This window comes from Nocardia sp. NPDC058244, assembly GCF_042882065.1.
Taxonomy (GTDB): domain Bacteria; phylum Actinomycetota; class Actinomycetes; order Mycobacteriales; family Mycobacteriaceae; genus Nocardia.
This window is the reverse complement of sequence record NZ_JBHVWX010000012.1, coordinates 20,872-44,127: the sequence shown is the minus strand read 5'-3', so window position 1 is coordinate 44,127 and position 23,256 is coordinate 20,872. Positions and strand designations below refer to the sequence as shown.

The 23,256-nt window shown below is 71.6% G+C and carries 24 protein-coding genes; 15 read left to right on the top strand and 9 right to left on the bottom strand.

All coding sequences use genetic code 11. From position 1 onward, the window contains the following. Window positions 1-36: 36 nt before the first annotated feature. The gene (locus ACFVW6_RS31130) at window positions 37-648 is read right to left on the bottom strand and encodes a GNAT family N-acetyltransferase (RefSeq protein ID WP_378833401.1); all 612 of its coding nucleotides are present in this window, start codon (window positions 646-648) and stop codon (window positions 37-39) included. A gap of 89 nt (window positions 649-737) precedes the next feature. On the opposite strand from ACFVW6_RS31130, the gene ACFVW6_RS31125 reads away from it, so the two are divergent. Next, entirely contained in the window at window positions 738-1,550 is an 813-nt protein-coding gene (locus ACFVW6_RS31125) for a TetR family transcriptional regulator (RefSeq protein ID WP_378833403.1), read from the top strand. Window positions 1,551-1,559: 9 nt separating this feature from the next. Further along, window positions 1,560-3,071, top strand: coding sequence for a leucyl aminopeptidase (locus ACFVW6_RS31120; RefSeq protein ID WP_357349360.1), 1,512 nt, complete (start codon window positions 1,560-1,562; stop codon window positions 3,069-3,071). Between the two features lie 4 nt (window positions 3,072-3,075). Here ACFVW6_RS31120 and ACFVW6_RS31115 read toward each other — a convergent pair whose 3' ends face one another. Further along, window positions 3,076-3,417 (bottom strand): oxidoreductase, encoded by a 342-nt coding sequence (locus tag ACFVW6_RS31115; protein WP_357349362.1) that lies wholly within the window; start codon window positions 3,415-3,417, stop codon window positions 3,076-3,078. A 257-nt stretch (window positions 3,418-3,674) separates the two neighbouring features. Between ACFVW6_RS31115 and sucB the strand changes: the two genes are divergently transcribed. From sucB to ACFVW6_RS31085, 6 genes are all read left to right on the top strand, one after another. Further along, entirely contained in the window at window positions 3,675-5,408 is a 1,734-nt protein-coding gene (gene sucB / locus ACFVW6_RS31110) for a 2-oxoglutarate dehydrogenase, E2 component, dihydrolipoamide succinyltransferase (protein ID WP_378833407.1), read from the top strand. A 19-nt stretch (window positions 5,409-5,427) separates the two neighbouring features. After that, window positions 5,428-6,333, top strand: coding sequence for a TIGR01777 family oxidoreductase (locus tag ACFVW6_RS31105; RefSeq protein WP_378833409.1), 906 nt, complete (start codon window positions 5,428-5,430; stop codon window positions 6,331-6,333). Next, window positions 6,333-6,836: an N-acetyltransferase family protein gene (locus ACFVW6_RS31100; RefSeq protein ID WP_357349367.1), complete on the top strand. Its 504-nt coding sequence runs from the start codon at window positions 6,333-6,335 to the stop codon at window positions 6,834-6,836. The genes ACFVW6_RS31105 and ACFVW6_RS31100 overlap by 1 nt, the downstream gene beginning before the upstream one ends. Before the next feature lie 110 nt (window positions 6,837-6,946). Next, window positions 6,947-7,696: a lipoyl(octanoyl) transferase LipB gene (lipB, locus tag ACFVW6_RS31095; protein WP_378833413.1), complete on the top strand. Its 750-nt coding sequence runs from the start codon at window positions 6,947-6,949 to the stop codon at window positions 7,694-7,696. Further along, a complete protein-coding gene (gene lipA, locus ACFVW6_RS31090) occupies window positions 7,693-8,715 on the top strand; it encodes a lipoyl synthase (protein ID WP_378833416.1) in 1,023 nt (340 codons plus the stop codon). The genes lipB and lipA overlap by 4 nt, the downstream gene beginning before the upstream one ends. Before the next feature lie 73 nt (window positions 8,716-8,788). Further along, window positions 8,789-9,100 (top strand): pyrimidine/purine nucleoside phosphorylase, encoded by a 312-nt coding sequence (locus ACFVW6_RS31085; protein WP_218715933.1) that lies wholly within the window; start codon window positions 8,789-8,791, stop codon window positions 9,098-9,100. Between the two features lie 56 nt (window positions 9,101-9,156). Here the strand turns inward: ACFVW6_RS31085 and ACFVW6_RS31080 are convergent, their stop codons facing one another. After that, the gene (locus tag ACFVW6_RS31080) at window positions 9,157-10,149 is read right to left on the bottom strand and encodes an SDR family NAD(P)-dependent oxidoreductase (RefSeq protein ID WP_378833419.1); all 993 of its coding nucleotides are present in this window, start codon (window positions 10,147-10,149) and stop codon (window positions 9,157-9,159) included. A 70-nt stretch (window positions 10,150-10,219) separates the two neighbouring features. On the opposite strand from ACFVW6_RS31080, the gene ACFVW6_RS31075 reads away from it, so the two are divergent. Then, entirely contained in the window at window positions 10,220-11,554 is a 1,335-nt protein-coding gene (locus ACFVW6_RS31075) for a TIGR01777 family oxidoreductase (RefSeq protein ID WP_378833421.1), read from the top strand. Between the two features lies 1 nt (window position 11,555). On the opposite strand, the gene ACFVW6_RS31070 is transcribed toward ACFVW6_RS31075, so the two are convergent. The 5 genes from ACFVW6_RS31070 to ACFVW6_RS31050 form a co-directional block, all read right to left on the bottom strand. Then, window positions 11,556-12,800, bottom strand: a complete 1,245-nt coding sequence (locus ACFVW6_RS31070; protein WP_378833424.1) for a class I SAM-dependent methyltransferase — start codon at window positions 12,798-12,800, stop codon at window positions 11,556-11,558. Continuing rightward, entirely contained in the window at window positions 12,797-13,519 is a 723-nt protein-coding gene (locus ACFVW6_RS31065; protein ID WP_378833426.1) for a DUF1365 domain-containing protein, read from the bottom strand. Before ACFVW6_RS31065 ends, ACFVW6_RS31070 begins: the two co-directional genes overlap by 4 nt. Next, complete coding sequence (locus ACFVW6_RS31060) at window positions 13,516-14,829, bottom strand: NAD(P)/FAD-dependent oxidoreductase (protein WP_378833429.1); 1,314 nt, start codon at window positions 14,827-14,829, stop codon at window positions 13,516-13,518. The genes ACFVW6_RS31065 and ACFVW6_RS31060 overlap by 4 nt, the downstream gene beginning before the upstream one ends. An 89-nt stretch (window positions 14,830-14,918) precedes the next feature. Next, window positions 14,919-15,761: a MerR family transcriptional regulator gene (locus ACFVW6_RS31055; protein WP_378833431.1), complete on the bottom strand. Its 843-nt coding sequence runs from the start codon at window positions 15,759-15,761 to the stop codon at window positions 14,919-14,921. Between the two features lie 35 nt (window positions 15,762-15,796). Beyond that, window positions 15,797-16,177 (bottom strand): hypothetical protein, encoded by a 381-nt coding sequence (locus ACFVW6_RS31050; RefSeq protein ID WP_378833434.1) that lies wholly within the window; start codon window positions 16,175-16,177, stop codon window positions 15,797-15,799. 80 nt (window positions 16,178-16,257) lie between these two features. Here ACFVW6_RS31050 and ACFVW6_RS31045 point away from each other — a divergent pair, with 80 nt between their 5' ends. From ACFVW6_RS31045 to ACFVW6_RS31030, 4 genes are all read left to right on the top strand, one after another. Beyond that, the gene (locus ACFVW6_RS31045; RefSeq protein WP_378833437.1) at window positions 16,258-16,842 is read left to right on the top strand and encodes a lipocalin family protein; all 585 of its coding nucleotides are present in this window, start codon (window positions 16,258-16,260) and stop codon (window positions 16,840-16,842) included. After that, window positions 16,839-18,161 (top strand): cryptochrome/photolyase family protein, encoded by a 1,323-nt coding sequence (locus ACFVW6_RS31040; RefSeq protein WP_378833440.1) that lies wholly within the window; start codon window positions 16,839-16,841, stop codon window positions 18,159-18,161. The genes ACFVW6_RS31045 and ACFVW6_RS31040 overlap by 4 nt, the downstream gene beginning before the upstream one ends. Before the next feature lie 50 nt (window positions 18,162-18,211). Next, window positions 18,212-18,637, top strand: coding sequence for a hypothetical protein (locus ACFVW6_RS31035; RefSeq protein WP_378833442.1), 426 nt, complete (start codon window positions 18,212-18,214; stop codon window positions 18,635-18,637). 107 nt (window positions 18,638-18,744) lie between these two features. Next, window positions 18,745-20,166, top strand: coding sequence for a WGR domain-containing protein (locus tag ACFVW6_RS31030; protein ID WP_378833445.1), 1,422 nt, complete (start codon window positions 18,745-18,747; stop codon window positions 20,164-20,166). Window positions 20,167-20,214: 48 nt separating this feature from the next. On the opposite strand, the gene ACFVW6_RS31025 is transcribed toward ACFVW6_RS31030, so the two are convergent. Continuing rightward, the gene (locus ACFVW6_RS31025) at window positions 20,215-20,949 is read right to left on the bottom strand and encodes an SDR family oxidoreductase (RefSeq protein WP_355279890.1); all 735 of its coding nucleotides are present in this window, start codon (window positions 20,947-20,949) and stop codon (window positions 20,215-20,217) included. 148 nt (window positions 20,950-21,097) lie between these two features. Between ACFVW6_RS31025 and ACFVW6_RS31020 the strand changes: the two genes are divergently transcribed. Both ACFVW6_RS31020 and ACFVW6_RS31015 read left to right on the top strand, forming a co-directional pair. Then, a complete protein-coding gene (locus ACFVW6_RS31020; protein ID WP_378833449.1) occupies window positions 21,098-21,721 on the top strand; it encodes a TetR/AcrR family transcriptional regulator in 624 nt (207 codons plus the stop codon). Between the two features lie 84 nt (window positions 21,722-21,805). Beyond that, window positions 21,806-23,242, top strand: coding sequence for a lipase family protein (locus ACFVW6_RS31015; protein ID WP_378833451.1), 1,437 nt, complete (start codon window positions 21,806-21,808; stop codon window positions 23,240-23,242). The last annotated feature ends 14 nt before the right edge of the window (window positions 23,243-23,256 follow it).

The following is a 23,256-nucleotide window of genomic DNA, read 5'->3' as shown; positions in this document are numbered from 1 at the left end:
CCCGGGGTAGCCGGTGTTTGCCCTCCGCCGCCCGAGTCAGCCACGGTGCCACATCGGCAGCAGGGTCGGTCCGCCGTCGGGCAGGTGGATCGGGTCGCCCTCGTGTGCGAAGCCGTGGCGGGCGTAGAGGCGCGACGACCGGACCGTGCTGGCCTCCAGGAACGCCGTTTCGCCCGCGTCGGCGAAGGCCGCGAGCCGGTCGGCCAGGATCGCACCGCCCGCGCCTTTGCCCCGGTGCTCCGGCACGGTGACGATGACATGCAGATAGCGGTGCGGGAATTCCCGGGGATGCGCGGCCCCGACCAGGCTCGACACCGCCGCCATCCGCTGGAACGACACGACATCGGGCGCGGCCTTCAGCAGCGCACGCGCTTCGTCGGCTTCGGCGGCGAGCCGGTCGGCGGAGGTGACCGTCTGCCACAGCGACACCGCCCAGATGTCCTCGCCGTCGCCCGCGACCCACACCTCGTCCTCGGCCATGGCCTTGGCGACGAACTGCGGTCCGAACGTGCTTCGGTAGGCCTGCTCGATCTCCGGGTCTCCCGCCCGGATCCACGCCGAGACGACCTCGTCCAGACTGGCCGCGACGAAGGCGTCGGCGACCGCGGCGAGCTCGTCGGGCGTGGCCTGTCTGACGTGTGCGTTCATCGGTCTCTCCTTCGATGTGAACAGCGTGTGCAGCCGCCAATCTAGGAGTGCGCCAGCACAGTTACGAGGATTTCGTCACACTGGTTGGTGTGCGGAAATCGACGTCGTGCGCGCACTGTGGACGCGAGGTGGAACAGGCGGACCGGGGCCGAGTGCGCCGCTATTGCTCGCGGTCGTGTCAGGGCCGGGCCTATCGGGCGCGCCGGGACCGGCGCCCGCCGGTGCGCCGCGCCCAGCCGCCCCGGCTGTCCCCGGTGCACATCGCCACCACGGCGATCGCGCTCGCCGACCGGGACGGGCTCGACGGCCTCACCATGCGCCGCCTGGCCGGGGAGCTCGGCGTCGCGACCGCCGCGCTGTACCGGCACTTCCCCGACCGCGAGGCCCTGCTGGCGGCGATGACGGAACTGGCCCTCGCGCGGGCACCCGAGCCCGCGCCCGCCCCGGACTGGCGCGCGACCCTGGCGACCGAGGCCGACGCCGAGTGGCGGCTCTACCGACGGCATCCGTGGGTGCTCACCGTGCTCGCGCACACCCGGCCGCCGCTGGGCCCGGCGCTGCTCGACTCCCTGGAACGCGCCTTCACCGCACTCGACGACCTCGATCTGACCAGCGCCGAGATGCTCACGATCTACCTCGCCTACTCCGGCCTGGTCCAGGGTCTGGCCCTGATGTGGAGCACCGATCGCGGCGACCGGATCGGCGCCGGGGCGACCGCGATCGCCGACCCGGTGCGCGCCGAACTCGCCGAACTCCTCGACCCGCGTGTCCGCCCGGTGCTGCACCGGATGTTCGCCGCCGAGCCGCACGGACCCGACCTCTCCTTCGACGAACTGCTCACCGCCGGTGTCGGACTGCTGCTCGACGGCGTCGCGATGCGGCACTCGGCACCGACCGCATAATCTGGGGCGATGACCGCTGTTGCAGATCGTTCACTCGGACCGGAATTGGCACGCACCGAAACCATCAGCCCGGACACCGATGTACTGGTGATCGGCCTGACCTCCTCGGAGAACGGACCGGCCATCGTCCCCGCCGACCTGTTCGGCGACGTGCTCACCGCCGAGGTTCGCGCGGAGCTGCTCGATGCCCTGGGCGCGGTCGGTGCGAAGGGCAAGCCCGAGGAACTCACCCGGGTGCCCGCGCCCGCGGCGCTGGCCGAGGTGACCAGCGTGCTCGCGGTCGGCCTCGGCGCGGCCGACAAGGTCGACGCCGAGCAGGTGCGCCGCAGCGCCGGGGTGGCCGGGCGCGCGCTCAGCGGCACCGAACTCGTCGCGACCACCCTCTCGGGCGTCGACCTGGCCGCCGCGGCGGAGGGCTTCTACCTCGGCGCCTACACCTTCACCACCTTCAAGTCGGCCAAGAGCGCGCCGAAGCCGGACGAGCAGCCGGTGCTGCGCGTCGAACTGCTGGTTCCCGAGCCCGAATTCGGCGTCCTGGAACTGCTGCGCGCCCAGCTCGTCGCCGAGGCCGTCGCGACCGCGCGCGATTTCGTCAACACCCCGCCGAGCGCGCTGTACCCGGCCGAGTTCGCCGAGCGGGCCCGCGTGCTCGCCGAGGCGGCCGGGCTCGAGGTCGAGGTGCTCGACGAGGACGCGCTCGCCGCGGGCGGCTACGGCGGCATCGTCGGCGTCGGCCAGGGCTCCGCGCGGCCGCCGCGCCTGGTGCGCATCACCTACGCGGGCGGCCCCAAGAAGATCGCGCTGGTCGGCAAGGGCATCACCTTCGACACCGGCGGCATCTCGATCAAGCCCGCCGCCAATATGGAGAACATGACCTCCGACATGGCGGGCGCCGCGGCGGTCATCGCGACCACCCTGCTGGCCGCCCGGCTCGGGCTGCCGGTCACCGTCACCGCGACCGTCCCGATGGCCGAGAACATGCCCTCGGCTACCGCGCAGCGCCCCGGCGATGTGCTCACCCAGTACGGCGGCACCACCGTCGAGGTGCTCAACACCGATGCCGAGGGCAGGCTCATCCTGGCCGACGCGATCGTGCGCGCCGCCGAGGACGAGCCCGACTACCTGATCGACGTCGCCACCCTGACCGGCGCCCAGATGGTCGCGCTCGGCACCCGCACGCCCGGCGTGATGGGCACCGAGGAGTTCCGCGACCGCGTCGCCGCCGCCTCGCGGTCGGTCGGCGAGCACGGATGGGCGATGCCGCTGCCCGCCGAGCTGCGCGCCGATCTCAACTCCAAGGTCGCCGACCTGGCCAATGTCGCCCCGCATCGGTGGGGCGGAATGCTCTCGGCCGCACTGTTCCTCAAGGAGTTCGTGCCCGAGGGCGTGCAGTGGGCGCACCTGGATGTCGCGGGTCCGGCGTACAACACCGGCGGGCCGTTCGGTTACATCGGCAAGGGCGGCACCGGTGTCCCGGTGCGCACCCTGATCACGGTGATCGAGGAGATCGGCGCGGAGTAGTCGACTACTCCTGCTCGCGGGCCCGCCGCTGCTCGATGCGGCGGCGGGCGTCGTAGTCGCGCATGCGCTGTGGATAGCCGGTGCGGTTGACGTCGTAGACCGGGATCTTCAGCGCGCCCGCCAGTCGCCGCGCGCCGCGTTCGCCGACGATGCGGCGGGTCCATTCGCCGTCCGCGGCCACCAGCACCGCTGTGACATCGGTCACAGCGGTTTTCGGTTCGATGAACGCCTCGACGCCACGGCGGGCCCGCGCCCAGTCGGCGAGCGCGGCGATCTCCGACGCGCTGTCACGAGCGACTGTCCTGCTCCGGCCGCGCGCACCGCGGAAACGATCCAGCAAACCCACCGGTAACAACCTCCTGCGCTCCGACGGAAATCTGCTCACCGCCGTACTTTCCATGGTGCCAGCTCTGCCCGGAATGCCGCCCTGCGCTACGTCGTCGGCGGGCGAGTGCAAGGATGGTTGCCGGAACAAGAAACCGACGATTCCCGGACGCCTCGCTCTCGCGGTGGGGTGGACGTACGCCGCGACCCGCGACGGGTGTCTGCCGGGGTCGAAGCACTGTTGTATTACCCGTCTAACAGTCAGAGGAGACAGAGGACATGGCCTTCTCCGTCCAGATGCCGGCTCTTGGTGAGAGCGTCACCGAGGGAACGGTGACCAGGTGGCTGAAGCAGGAAGGAGACACGGTCGAGGTCGACGAACCGCTGCTCGAAGTCTCCACCGACAAAGTCGACACCGAGATCCCGTCGCCCACCGCCGGTGTGCTGTCGAAGATCGTCGCCCAGGAAGACGACATCGTCGAGGTCGGCGGTGAGCTCGGTGTGATCAGCGAGGCGGGCGAAGCCGCTGCCGCCGCGCCCGCGCCTGCTGCCGCGCCTGCCGAACCCGCTCCGGCTCCGGCCCCCGCGCCTGCCCCCGCCGCCGCGGCTCCCGCCCCGGCCCCGGCTCCCGCGCCCGCCGCCGCCCCCGCCGCCGCTTCCGGTACGCCCGTGAAGATGCCCGAGCTGGGCGAGTCGGTCACCGAGGGCACCGTGACCCGCTGGCTCAAGGCCGTGGGTGACACCGTCGCCGTCGACGAGCCGCTGCTCGAGGTGTCCACCGACAAGGTCGACACCGAGATCCCGTCCCCGGTCGCCGGCACGCTGCTGGAGATCTCGGCGCAGGAAGACGACATCATCGCCGTCGGTGGTCAGCTGGGTGTGATCGGCAGCGGTGCGCCCGCGGCCGCTCCGGCGCCCGCACCGGCTCCCGCGCCTGCTCCGGCCCCCGCGCCCGCCGCGGCGGCACCCGCTCCGGCTCCGGCTCCGGCACCTGCCCCCGCTCCGGCGCCTGCCCCGGCCCCCGCGCCCGCCCCGGCTCCGGCCGCGTCGGCTCCTGCCCCGGCGGTCGCCGCCAACGGCAGCTCGCCGTACGTGACCCCGCTGGTGCGCAAGCTGGCCGAGGAGAACAACGTCGACCTGGCGTCGCTCACCGGTTCCGGTGTCGGCGGCCGCATCCGCAAGCAGGATGTGCTCGCCGCGGCCGAGGCCAAGAAGGCGCCGGCGCCCGCCGCGGCTCCGGCCGTCGCCGCCGCACCGGCCAAGCAGGCCGCCGCGCCGAAGCTGGCCGGTCTGGTCGGCACCACGCAGAAGGCGAGCCGGATCCGGCAGATCACCGCCACCAAGACGCGCGAATCGCTGCAGACCACCGCGCAGCTGACCCAGGTCCACGAGGCCGACGTCACCAAGATCGCGCATCTGCGTCAGCTCGCCAAGGCCTCGTTCAAGGCGCGCGAGGGCGTCAACCTGACGTACCTGCCGTTCTTCGCGAAGGCCGTGGTCGAGGCCCTCGGTGTGCACCCGAACGTGAACGCCTCCTACAACGAGGACACCAAGGAGATCACCTACCACGCGTCGGTGCACCTGGGTATCGCGGTCGACACCGAGCAGGGTCTGCTCTCGCCGGTCATCCACAACGCCAGCGACCTGTCGCTGGCCGGGCTGGCCCGCGCGATCGCCGACATCGCCAACCGCGCCCGCACCGGTGGCCTGAAGCCGGACGAGCTGTCCGGCGGCACCTTCACCATCACCAACATCGGCTCCGAGGGCGCGCTGTTCGACACCCCGATCCTGGTCCCGCCGCAGGCGGCCATGCTCGGCACCGGCGCGATCGTCAAGCGCCCGGTGGTGGTGACCGACGAGACCGGCAGCGAGTCGATCGGCGTGCGCTCGATGGTGTACCTGCCGCTGACCTACGATCACCGGCTCATCGACGGCGCCGACGCCGGCCGCTTCCTCACCACCATCCGGCACCGGCTGGAAGAGGCGGCGTTCGAGGCCGATCTGGGTCTGTAGTCGAGGAATTCGGCCGAAGATGAAGGTGGTGATCGCCGGTTCGTCCGGGCTGATCGGGACGGCGCTCGTCGCGGCTCTGCGCCGCGACGGGCACGAGGTGTCGCGATTGGTGCGCCGCGCTCCCGCGGCACCGGACGAATTCGCGTGGGAACCCGCGCGCGCCCAGCTCGACGAGCGGGCGTTGCGCGGGGCCGACGCGGTGGTGAACCTGTGCGGCGCGAGCATCGGCGCGCGCCGCTGGAACGGCGGTTACAAGCAATCGCTGCGCGACAGCCGGATCACCCCCACCGACGTCCTGGCCACGGCGGTCGCCGCCGCCGGAGTGCCGACGCTGGTCAACGCCAGCGGCGCGCACTACTACGGCGGCGACACCGGCGACGCGGTGGTCGACGAGACCTCCCCCGCCGGAACCGGTTTCCTCGCGACCCTGTGCCGCGACTGGGAAGCCGCGACCGAGCCGGCCAGCTCGGCGGGCGTGCGCACCGTCCTGGTCCGCAGCGCCGTGGTCCTGGCCCGCAACGGCGGCATGCTCAGCATGCTGCAACCGCTGTACTGCCTCGGCCTCGGCGGTCGCCTCGGCAGCGGCCGCCAGTACACCCCGTGGATCTCCCTCGACGACGAGGTCGGCGCGATCGTCTTCGCGCTCACCCACCCCGAGGTGTCCGGCCCGATCAACTCCGCCGGTCCGGCGCCGGTCACCAACGCGGAGTTCAGCCGCGCCCTCGGCCGGGCCCTGCACCGGCCCACCCCGCTCATCGTTCCCGGTGTCGCCCTGCGCGCCCTGGTCGGCGAACTCGCCGACGAGGCCATCCTGCGCGGCCCGCGCGCGATTCCCGCCGCGCTGGAGCAGGCGGGCTACACCTTCCAGCACCCCACGATCGGCGCCGCGCTCGCCGCCGCCGTCGGTCGCCCCGGAGGTCAGTGATGTTCATCCGCGACGCCGACAAGGCCGACCTCCCCGCCGTCCTCACGATCCACAACACCAATATCGCGTCCTCGACCGCGATCTGGGACACCGACGAGGTCGACCTCGACGACCGGCTCACCTGGTTCGCCGATCGCACCGCCGCGGGCATGCCGATCCTGGTCGCCGAGATCGACGGCGAGGTCGCCGGGTACGCCTCCTACGGCCAGTGGCGGCCCAAGACCGGCTACCGCTTCTCGGTCGAGAACTCCGTCTACGTCGACGAGCGCTTCCAGCGCCGCGGCGTCGCCAGCGCGCTGCTCACCGAACTCGTCGCCCGCGCCACCGATTCCGGCCGCGTGCACGCCATGATCGCCGCCATCGAATCGAGCAACACCGGGTCCATCGCCCTGCACGAGCGCTTCGGTTTCCGCACCGTCGGCGAGCTGCCGGAAGTCGGTCACAAGTTCGGCCGCTGGATGGACCTGACGCTGATGCAGCGCACCTTCCCGCTGGACGTCTGACCAGCCGACCGTCCGGCTCCGGCGCACCCGGAACCATCGGCGAGCGAACCGGATCACGACGTCCCGACCGGTCTTCACCCCCGGTGGCCCGTGGGCGTAACGTCAGGGCCGTGAACGACACGCGCCCCACCGCGTCCGCTCGATTCGATTCGACCCCGATCGTGGTCGAGGATCTCGGACTCATCGAATACACCGCCGCCTGGGAGCTGCAACGGCAGATCGCCGACGAGCGCGCCGAAGGCGAAGGCGCCGATCGGCTGCTGCTGCTCGAGCATCCGTCGGTCTACACCGCGGGCCGCCGCACCGAGACCGAGGACCTGCCGATCGACGGCAGCCCGGTGGTGCAGGTCGACCGCGGCGGCAAGATCACCTGGCACGGCCCCGGCCAGCTGGTCGGCTACCCGATCGTCCGCCTGGCCGAGCCGGTCGACGTCGTGCAGTACGTGCGCCGACTGGAGGAGGCTCTGATCCAGGTGGTCTCCGGCCTCGGGATCGAGTGCGGCCGGGTCGAGGGCCGCTCAGGCGTGTGGCTGCCCGCCACCGAGTGGCTGGCCGAGCGCAAGATCGCCGCGATCGGCGTGCGCGTGCAGCGCGGCGTCGCCCTGCACGGCATCTCGCTGAACTGCAACTCCGCCCTCGACGGCTTCCAGGCGATCGTGCCGTGCGGCATCAAGGACGCCGGGGTCACCTCGCTGACCCGCGAGCTGGGCCGCGAGGTCACCGTCACCGAGATCAAGCCGCTCGTCGCGGCCGCGATCGTTGCCGCCCTCGACGGCGAAATTCCCGTTCAGCAGCATGACATTGATCGCACCACCGGCGCCGCGACTGTCGTCGCCCCGAGCGTAGAGTCGGTCCGGTGACCTCCGTCGACGCCTCTGCCCCCGCCGGACGCAAACTGCTGCGCATCGAAGCGCGCAACGCGGAGACCCCGATCGAGCGCAAACCCAAGTGGATTCGCACCCGCGCCACCATGGGCCCGGAGTACACCGAGCTCAAGGGCCTGGTGAAGCGCGAGGGTCTGCACACGGTCTGCGAGGAAGCCGGCTGCCCCAACATCTTCGAATGCTGGGAGGACCGCGAGGCCACCTTCCTCATCGGCGGCGAGCAGTGCACCCGCCGCTGCGACTTCTGCCAGATCGACACCGGCAAGCCCGCCGCCCTCGACCGCGACGAGCCCCGCCGCGTCGCCGAGAGCGTGCAGGCCATGGGCCTGCGCTACTCCACCATCACCGGCGTCGCCCGCGACGACCTCGACGACGGTGGCGCCTGGCTCTACGCCGAGACCGTGCGCGCCATCAAGGCGCTCAACCCGGGCACCGGCGTCGAGCTGCTCATCCCCGACTTCAACGCCGACCCCGATCAGCTGGCCGAGGTCTTCTCGACCCGCCCCGAGGTGCTGGCGCACAACCTGGAGACGGTGCCGCGCATCTTCAAGCGCATTCGCCCCGCCTTCCGCTACGAGCGCTCGCTGGCGGTGATCACCGCGGCCCGCGAGGCCGGTCTGGTCACCAAGTCCAACCTCATCCTCGGCATGGGCGAGACCCCGGAGGAGGTCACCGCCGCGATGCGTGACCTGCACGAGGCGGGCTGCGACATCCTGACCATCACCCAGTACCTGCGTCCCTCGCCGCGGCACCACCCGGTCGACCGCTGGGTGAAGCCGGAGGAGTTCGTCGAGCACTCCCAGGTCGCCGAGGAACTCGGTTTCGCCGGCGTGATGGCGGGCCCGCTGGTCCGGTCCTCCTACCGCGCGGGCCGCCTCTACGCGCAGGCCATGGCCCATCACGGCCGCGAGATCCCTGAGGCGATGGCCCATCTGGCCCAGGAAGGCACCGCCTCCCAGGAAGCCAGCTCGGTGCTGGCCCGCTACGGCAGCTGACCTCGTCGGGGCAGGGCTCGGTGAGCCCCGCCCCGCCAGTAGACTAAGGGTCCCCTCACCCCCGGAAGGACCCATGTCGAAGTTCGAGAACGTCTCCGTCGTCAAGAAGGCCAATGTCTATTTCGACGGCAAGTGCGTCAGCCACAACATCGAGCTGCCCGACGGCACCTCGAAGTCCGTCGGCGTGATCCTGCCCGCCACCCTGACCTTCACCACCGGCGCCCCGGAGATCATGGAGCTCATCGAGGGTGAGGCGAAGGTGACCCTGCCCGGCGAGACCGAGCCGAAGGTCTTCCGTGGCGGCGAGTCGTTCTCGGTTCCCGGCAACAGCGCCTTCGACATCGAGGTCGTCGAGACCCTGCACTACGTCTGCCATTTCGGCTGATCGATCTTGTGTGAAGGGCGGCGGTTCCGTGGAACCGCCGCCCTTCGCCGTGTCGGTCAGGTGGACTCCGGCACGCCGATCATGGCCCGGCAGTCCCGCCACAGCGCGGCGGCCTCGGCCTCGGTGTAGCGGGTGCCGCGCCGCAGGTGCAGCGGGCGGACCCGGCGGTCGTGCCAGAACCGGCCAGAGGGCACCGGCCGCGCGGTGGCGGCCAGCCAGATCGCGGTGTCGGCGCCCTCGGCCGGGGTGCGCAGCAGCGGCCGGGTGACGCGGCGGAATCGGGGCAGCGCGTCGGCGATGCCAGGGGTGTCGACCCAGCCGGGGTGCACGGCGTGCACCCACGTCCGCTCGTCGGCGAGCTCGGCGGCCAGCAGGGGCGTGAGCGCGACCTGCATCCGTTTGGTGCGCGCGTAGGCCCGCGCGCCCCGGTATTCGCCGCGCCGGTAGTCGGGGTCGTCGGTCATCAGCGGCTGGGCGTACATCCCGCCGGAGGACATCAGCACCACCCGAGCCCCGTGCGCGGCCGCCAGCAGGGGCCGGACCAGCTCGGTCAGCAGCAGCGGCCCGAGCACGTGGGTGGCGAGGGTGAGTTCGTGTCCGGCGCTGTTCTCCTGGCGGCGCGCCGGGAGCACACCCGCGTTGTGCACCAGGACATCGATCGGGGTCTCACCGAGTGCGGCGGCGCAGCGCCGCACCGAATCGGGTTCGGCGACATCGCATTCCACCACCGTCACGGTGCCGCCGGGGTGCCGTCGCCGCAGTCCGGCCGCCGCGTCCTCGCCCCGCCGAGTGCTCCGGACGGCCAGCACGACCGAAGCGCCCAGCGCCACCAGCCCGTCCGCCATGGCCAGCCCGATGCCGCTGTTGGCCCCGGTGATCACGGCGCGCCGCCCGCGCAGGGCGTCGGGCGCCGGGTCGGCGGACGGCCAGCCGCGCCGTCGTAGCGCGATCCCGAGTCTGCTGTAGCCCGGCAGGACGGCCCGGTCCAGCAGCGCGTCGACGAACGACGGCTCGAAACTCGCATCGTTTTTCCCACCAATCGCGATCACTTCTCCAGAATACCGCGTGAAACGATGCACAAACGCTTCAACGATGACAGAACGGGGCTAGAGTCGAGTGATGGGCATCGACTGTTCGATGGTTGTCTCCGCACCCCGCGACGAGGTCTTCGCCTGGTTCGCCCGGCACGGTGCGTTCACCCGCCTGGCGCCGCCCTGGCAGCCGGTCCGGCTGCTCAGCGAGTCCGACGACCTGGCCCGTGGCGCCGCCGTGCTCGGTCTGCCAGGCGGCCTGCGCTGGGTCGCGCGCCACGATCCGGCCGCCTACGACCCGCCCCACCGTTTCGCCGACGCGACCGCGGTCGAGGGCCTGGCCTCCGCGCCGATCGGCCGCCTGCTGCCGTGGCGGCACACCCACGACTTCACCGCCGTCGACGGCACCCACACCCGCGTGGCCGACCACGTCGACACCCCACTCCCCGCCCGCCTGCTGCGCCCGATGTTCGACTACCGCTACCGCCAGCTCGCCGACGACCTCGCCGCCCACCGGCGCGCCGCCGAGGCGGGTTTCACCGCGCGCACCATCGCGGTCAGCGGCGCGACCGGCATGGTCGGCACGGCGCTGTGCGCGTTCCTGTCGACCGGCGGTCACCGGGTCGTCCGGCTCGTGCGCCACGCGCCGTCCGGTCCCGCCGAACGCCGGTGGGACCCGGCCGATCCCGCGCCGGACCTGCTCGACGGCGTCGACGCGGTGGTGCATCTGGCGGGCGCGCCGATCGCGGGCCGGTTCACCGAGGAGCACCGCCGCGCCATCGCCGACAGCCGGATCGGCCCGACCAAGGCACTGGCCGAGACCGCGGCCCGCTGCGGCGTCGGCACCTTCGTCTCCGCTTCCGCCATCGGCTATTACGGCTACGACCGGGGCGACGAGATCCTCACCGAGACCGCCGATCCCGGCGACGGTTTCCTCGCCGAGGTGGTGACCGGCTGGGAGGCGGCGACCACGGCCGCCGGTGGCCGCGTGGTGCAGGTCCGCACCGGCATCGTCCAGTCACCCACCGGCGGAACATTGCGGCTGCTGCGTCCCCTGTTCACGGCGGGTCTGGGCGGCCGGATCGGCGACGGCACCCAGTGGCTGTCCTGGATCGGTCTCGACGATCTGCTCGACATCTATCACCGTGCGCTCTGGGACGATTCGCTCGTCGGCCCGGTCAACGCGGTGGCCCCCGATCCGGTCCGCAACAGCGACTACACCGAGGTGCTGGCCCGGGTCCTGCACCGGCCCGCCCTGCTCCCGGTCCCGTCGTTCGGCCCGGCGCTGCTGCTGGGCGAGCAGGGCGCGCGGGAGCTGGCCGCGGCGAGTCAGCGGGTGTCCCCGGCCCGACTGGCCCAGGCGGGCCACGTCTTCCGCGGCCCCGACCTCGAACAGACGCTGCGCCACCTGCTCGGCCGCTGACTCACCCCCGCGCGAGGACGAACTGCCCGACGTCGAGGTACCCCGACCGGAAGCCCGCCTCCGAGTACGCCAGATACAACCGCCACATCCGCACGAACGTCTCGTCGAACCCGAGCGCGCCGACCTCCGTCCGCGCGTTCTCGAACCGTTCCCGCCACGCGCGCAGGGTCCGCGCGTACTGCGGGCCCATCGAGAACTCCTCGCACACAGCCAGATCCGTCGCCCGCGCGACGGATTCCTCGATCGCCCGCACCGACGGCAGGAATCCACCGGGGAAGATGTACTTCTGGATCCAGGTGTAGGTGTGCCGGGTGGCGAGCATGCGCTCGTGCGGCATGGTGATGGCCTGGATCGCGGCCCGGCCGCCCGGCGCGAGCACCCGGCCGATGGTCGCGAAATAGGTGTCGAGGTATTCGTAGCCGACCGCCTCGATCATCTCCACCGAGACAACGGCGTCGTAGCTGCCGCGCACCCCGCGGTAGTCGAGCAGGTCCACCCGCACCCGCTCCGTCAGTCCGGCCGCCGCCACCCGTTCCAGCGCCGCCGTCCGCTGTTCGGTCGACAGCGTCACGGTGTGCACGTGCGCGCCGCGCGCGGCCGCCCGGACCGCGAGTTCACCCCAGCCGGTGCCGATTTCGAGCAGCCGGGTGCCGGAGCGCACGTGCGCGCGGTCGAGCAGGCGGTCGATCTTCGCGCGCTGGGCGGTGGCGAGATCGGCGGCGGGATCGGTGAACAACGCGGCCGAATAGGTCATGGTCTCGTCGAGGAACAGCCCGAAGAAGTCGTTGGACAGGTCGTAGTGCCGGGCGATGTTGCCGCGCGTGTTGTCCTCGGAATTGCGTTCGGCGGCCGGATGTCCGGCGACGTAGAGGCGGCGCAACCGGGCCAGCGACCGCGGCACCAGCTCGTCGATGTGGGCGGCGAGCACGGTCAGCACGCCGACGAGATCGGGCGCGTCCCAGTCGCCGGCCATGTACGACTCACCGAAACCGATGAGCCCGGCCGCGCCGACCCTGGCGGCGAAGTCACCGGGCCGGTGCAGCACCAGGCACGGCACCCCGGTGGGCGCGCCGACGACGGTGCCGTCGGGATAGCGCACCGCCAGCGGCAGCCGCCGGGTCAGGCGGCGCACCAGCGGATCGACGGCCCTCGCCGACACGCCCGCCCGCAGCCCGCGCGGCACGGCCAGATCCCACCGATCACGCTCCGGCACAGTGGGATTCGCGGTGGTGTCCACGGTCGTCATCGGAGCGCCTCCTCGGGCACGGCCGCCGGACGCGGCACGAGCGGCAGTCCCCGCGCCCAGAGCCGCACGCCCTGCCAGCGGATACGCGCGGCCACGAGCAGCGGCGGGATCGGATCGGTCAGCACGGCGCGCAGGATCGCGCCGGTGGTGGCGGGCACGCAGCGGCCCGCGACGGTGGCGACGAAGATCGGCCGGTCGGTCACCAGCGTGATCGACACCCGCAGCGCCGCATCGGGCTCGGGCACGCGCAGCCGGTACTCCCCCGCCACCGGGTTGAACGGCGAGACGTAGAACTCCTTGCCGACCCGGGCCCGACCGTCGTCGTCGGGCCGCAGCAGGTAGCGGTGCGCGCCGCCGTAGGTGTTGCGCACCTCGGCGATCACGCACACCGGCGCGCCGGTGTGGTCGCGGCACCAATACAGCGTCAGCGGATCGAAGACGTACCCGAAGGAGCGCGCGCCGGCCAGCATGAGCACCCGCCCACCCCGCAGGTCGATGCCCTCGGCGGCCAGGTACCCGTCGACGGCGGCGCGCAGCGAGCCACCGCGTTCGCCCAGGTGGTCGCCCGCGTCGAAACCCGCGAACGGCCGCAGCCACCACGGCAATCGGGGCATGCGGTCCAGATCGACCAGCCAGCTGTGCCCGCGATAGCGGAAGGCGTGCCGGATCGGCGCCAGCCGGGTGTGCCGGATGTCGGTGCGGATCAGGCGCGCGGTCATGTGGCCGCCACCAGGTCGGGCACCGGGCCCGTCCAGCGTCCGCCGAGCCGCTCGGCGGCGCGCAGGCCCGACAGCGCGCCGTCCTCGTGGAATCCCCACCCGTGGTAGGCGCCCGCGAAGGCCGTTCGGGCGCAGCCGAGTTCGCTTGTCCGAGCGCGGGCGGCCACCGATTCCGGGGTGTAGAGCGGGTGTTCGTAGGTCATGGTCTCGAGCACCGCGCCGGGATCGATGCGGTCGCCGTCGCCCAGGGTCACCAGGAAGCGCCGGTCGCCGGTGTCGTCGAGGCGTTGGAGCCTGGTGAGGTCGTAGGTGACCAGGACGCGGTCGGGTTCGGCGCCGCAGGCGGGCAGGCGGTAGTTCCAGGACGCGCGTGCGCCGGGAGCGCGCGGCAGCAGCCGGGAATCGGTGTGCAGGACAGTGTGATTCACCGAGTACGGCATGGCCGCGAGGACGGCGCGTTCGGCGGCGGTCGGCTCGGCCAGCAGGGCCAGCGCCTCGTGCGGGTGGGTCGCGACCACCGCGGCGTCGAAGTCGACGACACCGTCGTCGGCGGTGCGGACGGTGACCCCGTCCGGATGCCGATGCAGCGTCCGGACCGGGGTGGCGACCCGGACCCGGTGCAGGCGGTCGGCGACCGCCGCGACATAGGTCGCCGATCCGCCGGTGACCGTGCGCCAGGTGGGTGAGCCGAACACCGTCAGCATGCCGTGGTGGTCGAGGAAGGTGAACAGGTAGCGGGCCGGATAGCGCAGCGCGGTGCGCGGATCGCAGGACCACACCGCCGAGATCAGCGGTGCCAGGAAGTGAGTGCGGAAGTAGGCGGAGAATCCGGCGTCGGCCAGGAATTCGGCCACCGTGCGTTCGGTCGCCGCGCTCGTGGCGAGTTCGGCGCGAGCCAGGCGGTGGAATCGCGGCACCTCGGCGAGCAGCCGCAGATACCGGCCACGCACCAGGTGCCCGGGGCGCGGGAACAGTCCCGGCAGCCCACGCGCGCCGGCGTATTCGAGTCCGCAGCCGTCGCAGCGCACCGACATGCTCATGTCGGACTCGCCGGTGGCGATGCCGAGTTCGCCGAACAGCCGCCGCAGCGTCGGGTAGGTGCGGTCGTTGTGCACGATGAATCCGGTGTCCACTCCGAGGGTTTCGCCGTTGCCCGCGACCACACGGTGTGTGTCGGCGTGCCCGCCGAGCCGGCCCTGCGCCTCGTAGAGCGTGACCTCGGCCGAGCGGGCGAGTACCCAGGCGGCCGTGAGCCCCGCGACTCCGCTACCGATCACCGCTACCCGGCGTGGCCCATTCGATGCGTGCATGCGATTCCTCCGGTCGTCCCCGGACTACGGGCGGCCGATCCACCCGATTTGAATCAATTATGCATCGTTTGGTGCGCGGCGGCCAGCCGTCAGCGCAACACCTCGACCGCGCCCGCGAGCGAGGCGATGCGCGCGACCGACGACGGCAGCAGCGCCGCGTCCCAGCCGGGGCCACCGACGAAGACCCGCGCGCCCGCGTCGAGACCGGCCAGCACGGCCGAGGTCAGCGCGGTCGATTCCCGCTGCGACCACAGCAGCAGCGAGGTGGGCCCGGCGGGCCGGGCCAGCGCGCCGACCAGCGCGATCGTCGGCACATCGGCGCCGAGCATCCGGGCGCCGACGCCCTGCTCGGCCAGTGCCGCGCGCAGCACTTCCAGCGGCAGCGAATGGGTTTCCCCGCCGGTGCAGGCGAGGACGACGGTCCGGTCGGCGACCACCGGCGCGGTCTGCACCCGCTGCATCACCGCCGCGATCGACCACGACAGCAGATGCTCGACATCGATGCAGTTCTCCCCCACGCCCTGCCGCGCCACGATGTCGGCGAAGGCCGGGCGGCACAGCTCGTCCCAGGTGCGGATCACGCCGAAGGCGCGCACGTGCGCCTCGACCAGGTCGACCGTGGTCGAGGAGTCCAGGGCGAACGCGGCGTCGATCAGCTCGCCGCGGTTGCCCGCCAGCACCGCGGGTCCCCGCGCGGCCGCCGCGGCGCCCGCCGGGCTCGCGCCGTCGCGGATCAGCGTCACCATGCGCTCGAGCAGGGCGATATCGGCTTCGGTGTAGAGGCGGTGCCGGCCGGGACGGTCTTGCGCGGGCCCGATGGCGTAGCGGCGATTCCAGCTGCGCAGGGTGGCCGTCGGGATGCCGAGACGATCCGCGACCGCGCGCACTGTGTACCCGGCCGCGTCGGAGACAGGGGCGGAACCGGCGGGCATCGTCCCATTCTGACCGATGCCACCGCGCCCGCGTGTCACGGCCGTGTGGCGGCGGGTCGCGACGGCCAGGCCAGCGCCGTGCTCACCGCCCCGATCAGGCCCCAGACCAGCGGCACCGTGATCGCGGTCCGGCGCAGGCGTGGTTCGACCGCCGTGCCGAGGACCAGCGCGTCGGCGAGGTCGGCCGCGATGCGCACCCCCGCGGCGGCGCGCGCGACGCGGGCGTCCGGCGCCAGCACCATGGCCGTGCCGGAGATCGCGTCCCGGCACCCGACCATCCGGGCCAGCGCCCGACTGCCCGCCCGATCCGGCTCCCATCCGCACGGCCGCAACAGCACCTCGGGGCGTGCGGCCACACTCACGCCGTAGGCGGCGGTCACCACACCGAGCAGACGGAACGGCCACTCCCGTGTCATCGGGAACTCCTCTCGCCGGATGCATCGATTATGCATCGTTCATTGGTAGTCTGTCAGTACCAACGATCCGAGGAGTTCTCGTGCGCATCGCCCGTTCCTCCGTTCCGCTACTCGCCTGCGCGGCCGTGGCGCTGGTCCCGGCCGCCGCTTCCGCCGCGCCCCCGGCGCCGGTGCCGTCGCTCGATGTCGAGCGGTACCTGGGCGTCTGGCATCAATTGGCCGCGATCCCGGCCCCGTTCAGCCTCGACTGCGCCGGCGACACCACCGCCACCTACACCCTCGACGACGCCGGTGACGTCGGCGTCTACAACCGCTGCCGCACCTGGTCGGGCGGCACCGCCGAGATCCGGGGCACCGCGACGGTCACCGATCCCGTCACCAGCGCCCAGCTGCACGTCTCCTTCCCTGGCGTGCCCGGCCAGGATCAGCGCACCGGCGCCCCCAACTACATCGTCACCGCGCTCGGCCCGGACTACTCCTGGGCGGTCGTCACCGACCCCAGCCGCCTGTCCGGCTTCGTCCTGTCCCGCACCCCCGCCGTCGACGTCGCCACCTGGAACGACATCGACGCCGCGATCGTGGCCGCTGGCCAGAACACCTGTGTCTACCTGACCACCCCGACCACCGGCGGCCGCTCCGACATCACCCCGCTGTGCGCCCGATGAGCGTCTCGATCGCGCTGTTCACCCGCGACCTGCGCACCGCCGACAACCCGGTCCTCACCGCCGCGCACCGCGAGAGCGACGCCGTGATCCCGCTCTTCGTCGTCGACGACCGCATCGTCCCCGACCGCTGCCCACCCAACCGCGCCGTCTTCCTCGCCACCGCCCTGGCCGAACTCGACGAGCGCCTGCGCGGCATCGGCGGCAGGCTCGTGGTGCGCCGCGGCGAGGTGACCGAGGAACTCGCCCGGCTCGTCGCCGAGACCGGCGCGGGCGCGGTGCATCTCGCCGAGGACGTCAGCGCCTTCGCCACCCGTCGCGAACAGGCCCTGCGTGAGCGCCTCGACGGGACGGACTGCGTGGTGCGCACCCACAGCGCGGTCGTCACCGCCGCCGACCCCGCCGTCCTCACCCCCGCCACCGGCCGCGACCACTACGCGGTGTTCACCCCCTATTTCCGCCGCTGGGTCGACGCCCACCAGCGCCATCCGCTCGGCACTCCGCGCAGCCTGTCGGTACCCGATGTGGCGAGCGATCCCCTGCCGACACCCGGCGACCTGTCCGCGGGTGACCCGTCCCCGAACTGCCCGCGCGGCGGCGAGATCAGCGGCCGGGTCCTGCTGCGCAAGTGGCTCGCCGGCCCGATCGAGGACTACGCCGACCGCAACGACGACCTCGCCGCCGACGCCACCTCCCACCTCTCCCCGCACCTGCACTTCGGCTGCCTGTCCCCCGTCGAGATCGTGCACCGCACCGACCTGTCCGACCCGGGCGGCCACGCCTTCGCCCGCCAGCTCGCCTGGCGCGACTTCCACCACCAGCTCCTCGCGGCCCGCCCCGACACCGCCTGGACCAGCTACCGCCCCGGCCCGTTCGCCGTGCGCACCGACCCCGACGCCGTCACCGCCTGGAAACAAGGCCGCACCGGCTACCCGATCATCGACGCCGCCATGCGCCAGCTCGTCACCGACGGCTGGCTCCCCGGCCGCGCCCGCCTGATCACCGCCTCCTTCTTCGCCAAATCCCTGCGCCTGGACTGGCGCATCGGCGCCGCCCACTTCCTGCACTGGCTCGTCGACGCCGACCTCGCCAACAACCAGCTCAACTGGCAGTGGGCCGCGGGCACCGGCACCGACACCCGCCCCAACCGCACCCTCAACCCCCTCCGCCAAGCCGACCGCTACGACCCCGACGGCACCTACACCCGCACCTGGCTCCCCGAACTAGCCCACCTCCCCGGCCCCACCATCCACCGCCCCTGGCGCACCGCCCTCCCCCACACCACCTATCCCCCACCACTCCTCGACGTCGCGGGCATGTGACACGCAGTTCCACCGCCCGGCGATGATCGCGACCACTAGCATCTGTTCGTATGCCTGCGTTCGTTTTCAGCCTGCGCTACGAAGATGCGACCAACTGGGCCATCTGCAAGCAGTCCGGCCTGATCGGGGTGCGCTCCAGCCCGTCGGCAGTCCGGAGTGCCGCACAAGTCCGCGTCGGCGACACCATCTTCGTCTGGCGTGGCGGCGGCCAGCGTCCAGGCTCGGGTCTACTCGCCATGCTCACAGCGACGGACCGGGCCCGACCGGCAGTCAATTCGCCCTGGCCTGAACCCGAGATCTACACCTACGTAGTGCCGTTCACGCTGCGACGAGAACTCCGCAACGCGATCCCGGACCGGTTCCCCGACAATCGACGAGGAATCCGATTCGGCATACAGAACACCGACCTCCAGAAGGGTCTGCGTCCGTTGTCGCCGGACTCGGTGGCCAAACTCACCGCCTGCTTCAGTGGATAGCGCCACTCACATGCGTTGACCTGCAGCGATATCGTCTATCGGGCCGATGTCGGTGTGCCTTGCTACTTTTCGCTCGTTCGAAAGACGCACGAGCTCAGCGAGGATCCATGACGACCGCCGAAACCACCTACCTGGAACTGTCCGACGACACCGGTTCCTCGCACAAGTTCTACGAGGTGATCGTCACCGGCACCCAGGTCAACATCCGCTTCGGCCGGATCGGCGAGCAGGGTCAGTCCAAGGCGAGTTCGTTCGCCACGGCGGAGAAGGCGAAGTCGGCCGCGCAGAAGAAGATCGGCGAGAAGGTTCGCAAGGGCTACGCGCCCGCGGTGATGGGCGGGCGACAGCGCCGCGCGGTGACGCGGCGAGTGATCACCAGCCAGCGCTCGACCGCCAAGAGCGCTCCGGTCCTGTGGCGCTTCGACTCCGGCGCGGCCGCGTTCGGCATCTTCGTCGACGAGCAGCGCTGCTGGGTCGGCAACGAGAACGGCGAGGTCTACACCCTCACCCCCGACGGCGTGGTGACCAACCGCTACCAGCTGCCCGACGGCGTGAAATGCCTGGTGGCCGACGACTTCTGGATCTACGCGGGCTGTGACGACGGCCGCGTCTACGACCTGTCGGGCAAGGTACCGCGCGCCGCCTACGACGTCTCGGCCACCGACGTCTACTGGCTCGACATCCACGACGGCATCCTCGCCGCCTCCGACGCCGCGGGCGGGCTGACCGTCATCGACCACGAGGAGGAGTCCCTGTGGTCGGCCCGCAGCACCGGCTCCTCCGGCTGGATGGTGCGCCTGGACCCGACCGGCGTCTACCACGGTCACAGCGCCGGTGTCACCAAGTACCACCTGGAAACCGGTGCCACCCAATGGCATTCGCCGACCAACGGCTCGGTCCTGTTCGGCTGGCAGGAGACCTCCGACGTCTACGCGGGCACCTCGGCCAACCGCGTCGAGGAGATCACCAAGCAGGGCGTCACCACCCGCGCCTACCAGTGCGACGCCGCCGTCTTCTCCTGCGCCGCCTCCCCCGACGGCCGCTACGTCTTCGCCGGCGACTCGCACTCCTCGGTCTACTGCTTCGACGCCACCGGCACCCGCCTGTGGAAGCTGGCCACCGGCTGCGGTTCGGCGTACTCCATGCAGTACCACGACGAGAAGCTGTACCTGGTCACCACGTCCGGCGCGCTGGCCTGCCTCGATGTGAGCGAAGCCGCCGTCCGCGACGCCGACCAGGGCGTACTCCCCAGCACCGTCTCGGTCAAGGCCCCCGAGATCTCGGCGGTCACCGCGTCGAGCACCCTCGAGGTCACCACCGACGCGGGCACCGGCATCGTCGTCGAATGCGTCGAACACGGCGGCTCGCTGCGCGTGCACGTCGTCAGCCCCGGCTACGAACGCGGCTGGAACGTCCAGTTCCCCCGCGACATCCGCCAGGCGGGCACCCGCTACGTCGTCGACGCCGTCACCGAATCCGCCCGCGGCGGCTTCTACCGCGTCCGCGGCGACATCCGCCGCCTGAGCTGACGTCCCGCCGGTCGGCGGAACCGCGGGGTTCCGCCGACACGATTCCGCTCAGAAACTCTTGTGCGGCACCCCGACCGTGAGCCCGCCGTCGACGACGAACTCCGCACCGGTGGAATACGACGACTCGTCCGACGCCAGGTACGCGACCAGCGCCGACACCTCGTCCGGCTCGGCCGCGCGCTTCACCGGAATCTGCAGGAAGTCCGCCGGAATCCCCTCGGTCATCGGCGTGCTGATCAGGCCGGGATGCACCGAATTCACCCGGATTCCCTGCGCCGCCAGCTCCAGCGCCGCCGACTTGGTGAGCCCGCGCACCGCGAACTTCGTCGCCGTGTACCCGTGCAGACCCGGGCTACCGCGCATCCCCTCGACCGAGGAGATGTTCACGATCGATCCGCCGCTGGTCATCGCGGGCACCGCGGCCTGCATGCCGAGGAAGGTCCCGGTCAGGTTGATGTCGATGATCCGCTGCCACTCCTCCAGCGCGAAGTCGACGAGCAGGTTCCCGTTGACGATCCCCGCGTTGTTCACCAGCACGTGCAGCCCGCCGAAGGTCTCGACCGCCGCCGCCACGACCGCAGCCCACTGCTCGGGCTCGCGCACGTCCAGGTGCCGGTAGATCGCGGCGTCGCCGAGTTCCTTGGCGACGAGGGCGCCCTCGTCGTCGAGCACGTCACCGAGTACCACCGACGCGCCCTCCGCGACGAACCGGCGCGCGTGTGCCGCGCCCATTCCCCGCGCTCCGCCGCTGATCACCGCGACCTTGCCCGCCAACCGTCCCATGTCCACATTCCTCTCGACAGAACTGAGCCACTCTCACCGTAGGAGCGCGGCCCCGATCGCGTGGAGATATGCCTAAATGAACGGTCGACTCTCAGGAAAGCCACACGCTGATCACCCGCCCAGGAGACGTCGCACTATCCTGACGGCGGTGACGGTCCCCAGTTCCTCCCGCGCGAGCAGCCGCGTCGACGACCGGCGAGCCCAGCGGCGCGACCGATTCCTGCTCGCCGGACTCGCCGTCTTCGGCGACGCCGGCTACCGCAACAGCTCCATCACCAGCATCTGCAAGGCCGCCGGACTCGCCCGCGCCCAGTTCTACGAGCACTTCGCCAATCGCGAGGAACTGCTGCTCGCGGTGTACGACGCGGTGCAGGTCGACGCGCGCCAGGCCGTCGCCACGGCGGTCGCCGACACCGCCGCCGACGATTTCGTCACCCGGGCGCGGGCCGCCATGCGCGCCTACGCGGAGTCGGTCGGCTCCGATGTCCATCGCGCGCGCGTCTCGTTCGTCGAGTGCGTCGGCGTGAGCGACGAGTTCGAGCGGCACCGGATCGAACAGCGCGAGGTCTGGGCCGACTTCTTCGCCACCGAACTGCGGCTCGCGCTCGGCAAGGACTTCACCCCCGTCGGCGGATATCGCACGGCGGCAACCGGATTCATCGGCGCGCTGATGGCGCTGGTGCACCAGTGGAGCAGCACCGAGCCGCGCACCGGATTCGACGACCTGGTCGAAGTCCTCACCCGCTTCCTGGTCGCCCTCACCCTGCCCTGACCCACTTGCCGAACGGCTCCGGCACGCTGTAACGTGCGGCACAATTTAGACGACGGCGTCTAAAACTGAACGAAGGGGTGCCGCGTGCCCGGTACGCGAAGAAGATCCGACGACAGAACGCGGACCGGCCTGTTCCGCCGCTGCGCCACCGCGGGCGCCGCCGCGCTCGGCACGCTGCTGATCCTCAGCGGCACACCGGCCTTCGCCGATCCCTACGACGGTCCGGTGCAGCCGGCCCCGCCGTTCCTCAGCGCCCCGGCGATCCCGGAATTCGACGGGTTCTACCGCCCACCGGCCGAGGTGATCGCCACCAAGCAGCCGGGCGAGATCATCGCCGCGCGCGAGGTCCGCGTCGCCAACTTCTCCCTGCTCCCGGTCAATGTCGACGCCTGGCAGGTCTCCTACCGCTCCAACAACAGCTACGACCAGCCGATCGCGTCGGTGGCCACCGTGCTGAAGCCGCGCGGCGAGGTCGCGCCCGGCACCCGCAACCTGCTCTCCTACCACATGGCCGAGGACTCGACCGGCCAGTACTGCGCGTCCTCCTACGCTGTGCAGCAGTGGTCGATCCCCGGTCAGATCACCGGCCAGTCGGTGGCCTCGATCTCGTTCCTCGAGGTGCAGGTCGCGCTCCAGCAGGGCTGGGCCGTCGTCGTTCCCGACCATCAGGGCCCCAACTCCGCCTTCGCCCACGGCCCGCTCGCCGGGCGCATCGCCCTCGACGGCATCCGCGCCGCGGAGAACTTCACCCCGCTCGGCCTGGACGGCGCGGCAACGAAGGTCGGCATGATGGGCTACTCGGGCGGCTCGGTCCCGACCATGCACGCCGCCGAACTGGCCGCCACCTACGCGCCCGAACTGAACATCGTCGGCGCGGCGTCGGGCGGCACCGACGCCGACCTCGGCGCCCTGGTGAACCTCGCCAACAACAACGCGGCCTCGGGCGTCGTGTTCGCCGGCATCATCGGACTGGCCCACGAGGAACCGGAATTCGCCGCCTTCCTGCGGCGCACCGGCACCCCGCTCGCGCAGGTGCTGCTCGACGCGAAGGACCGCATGTGCGTCACGTACCAGGCGCTGTCGCTGCCGTTCATGAACATCAAGGGCCTGCTGAACACCCCCGGCGACCCGCTCGAATCCCCGGAGGCGAAGAAGGTCCTCGACCGCACCCGCATGGGCAAATCCACGCCGACCATGCCCGTGTTCCTCTACCAGGCGAACATGGACTGGCTGGTCCCGGTCGGCCCGGTCAACACCCTCTACGGCACCTACTGCCAGGACCCCGCCGCCCGGATCACCTACACCCGTGACCATCTCAGCGAACATCTCTCACTGGAACCGATCGCGGTCCCCAGCGTGATGATGTGGATGCGCGACCGCTTCGCCGGCGTGCCGGTCGAGTCCGGGTGCACGCTCACCGATGTCGGCACCATGACACTCGATCAGCGCACCTGGCCGGAATGGGTGGCGATCGTCGGCGAGACCCTCGCCGGGCTGTTCGGCGCGCCGATCGGCAAGTGACCGAGGCTGGTCTC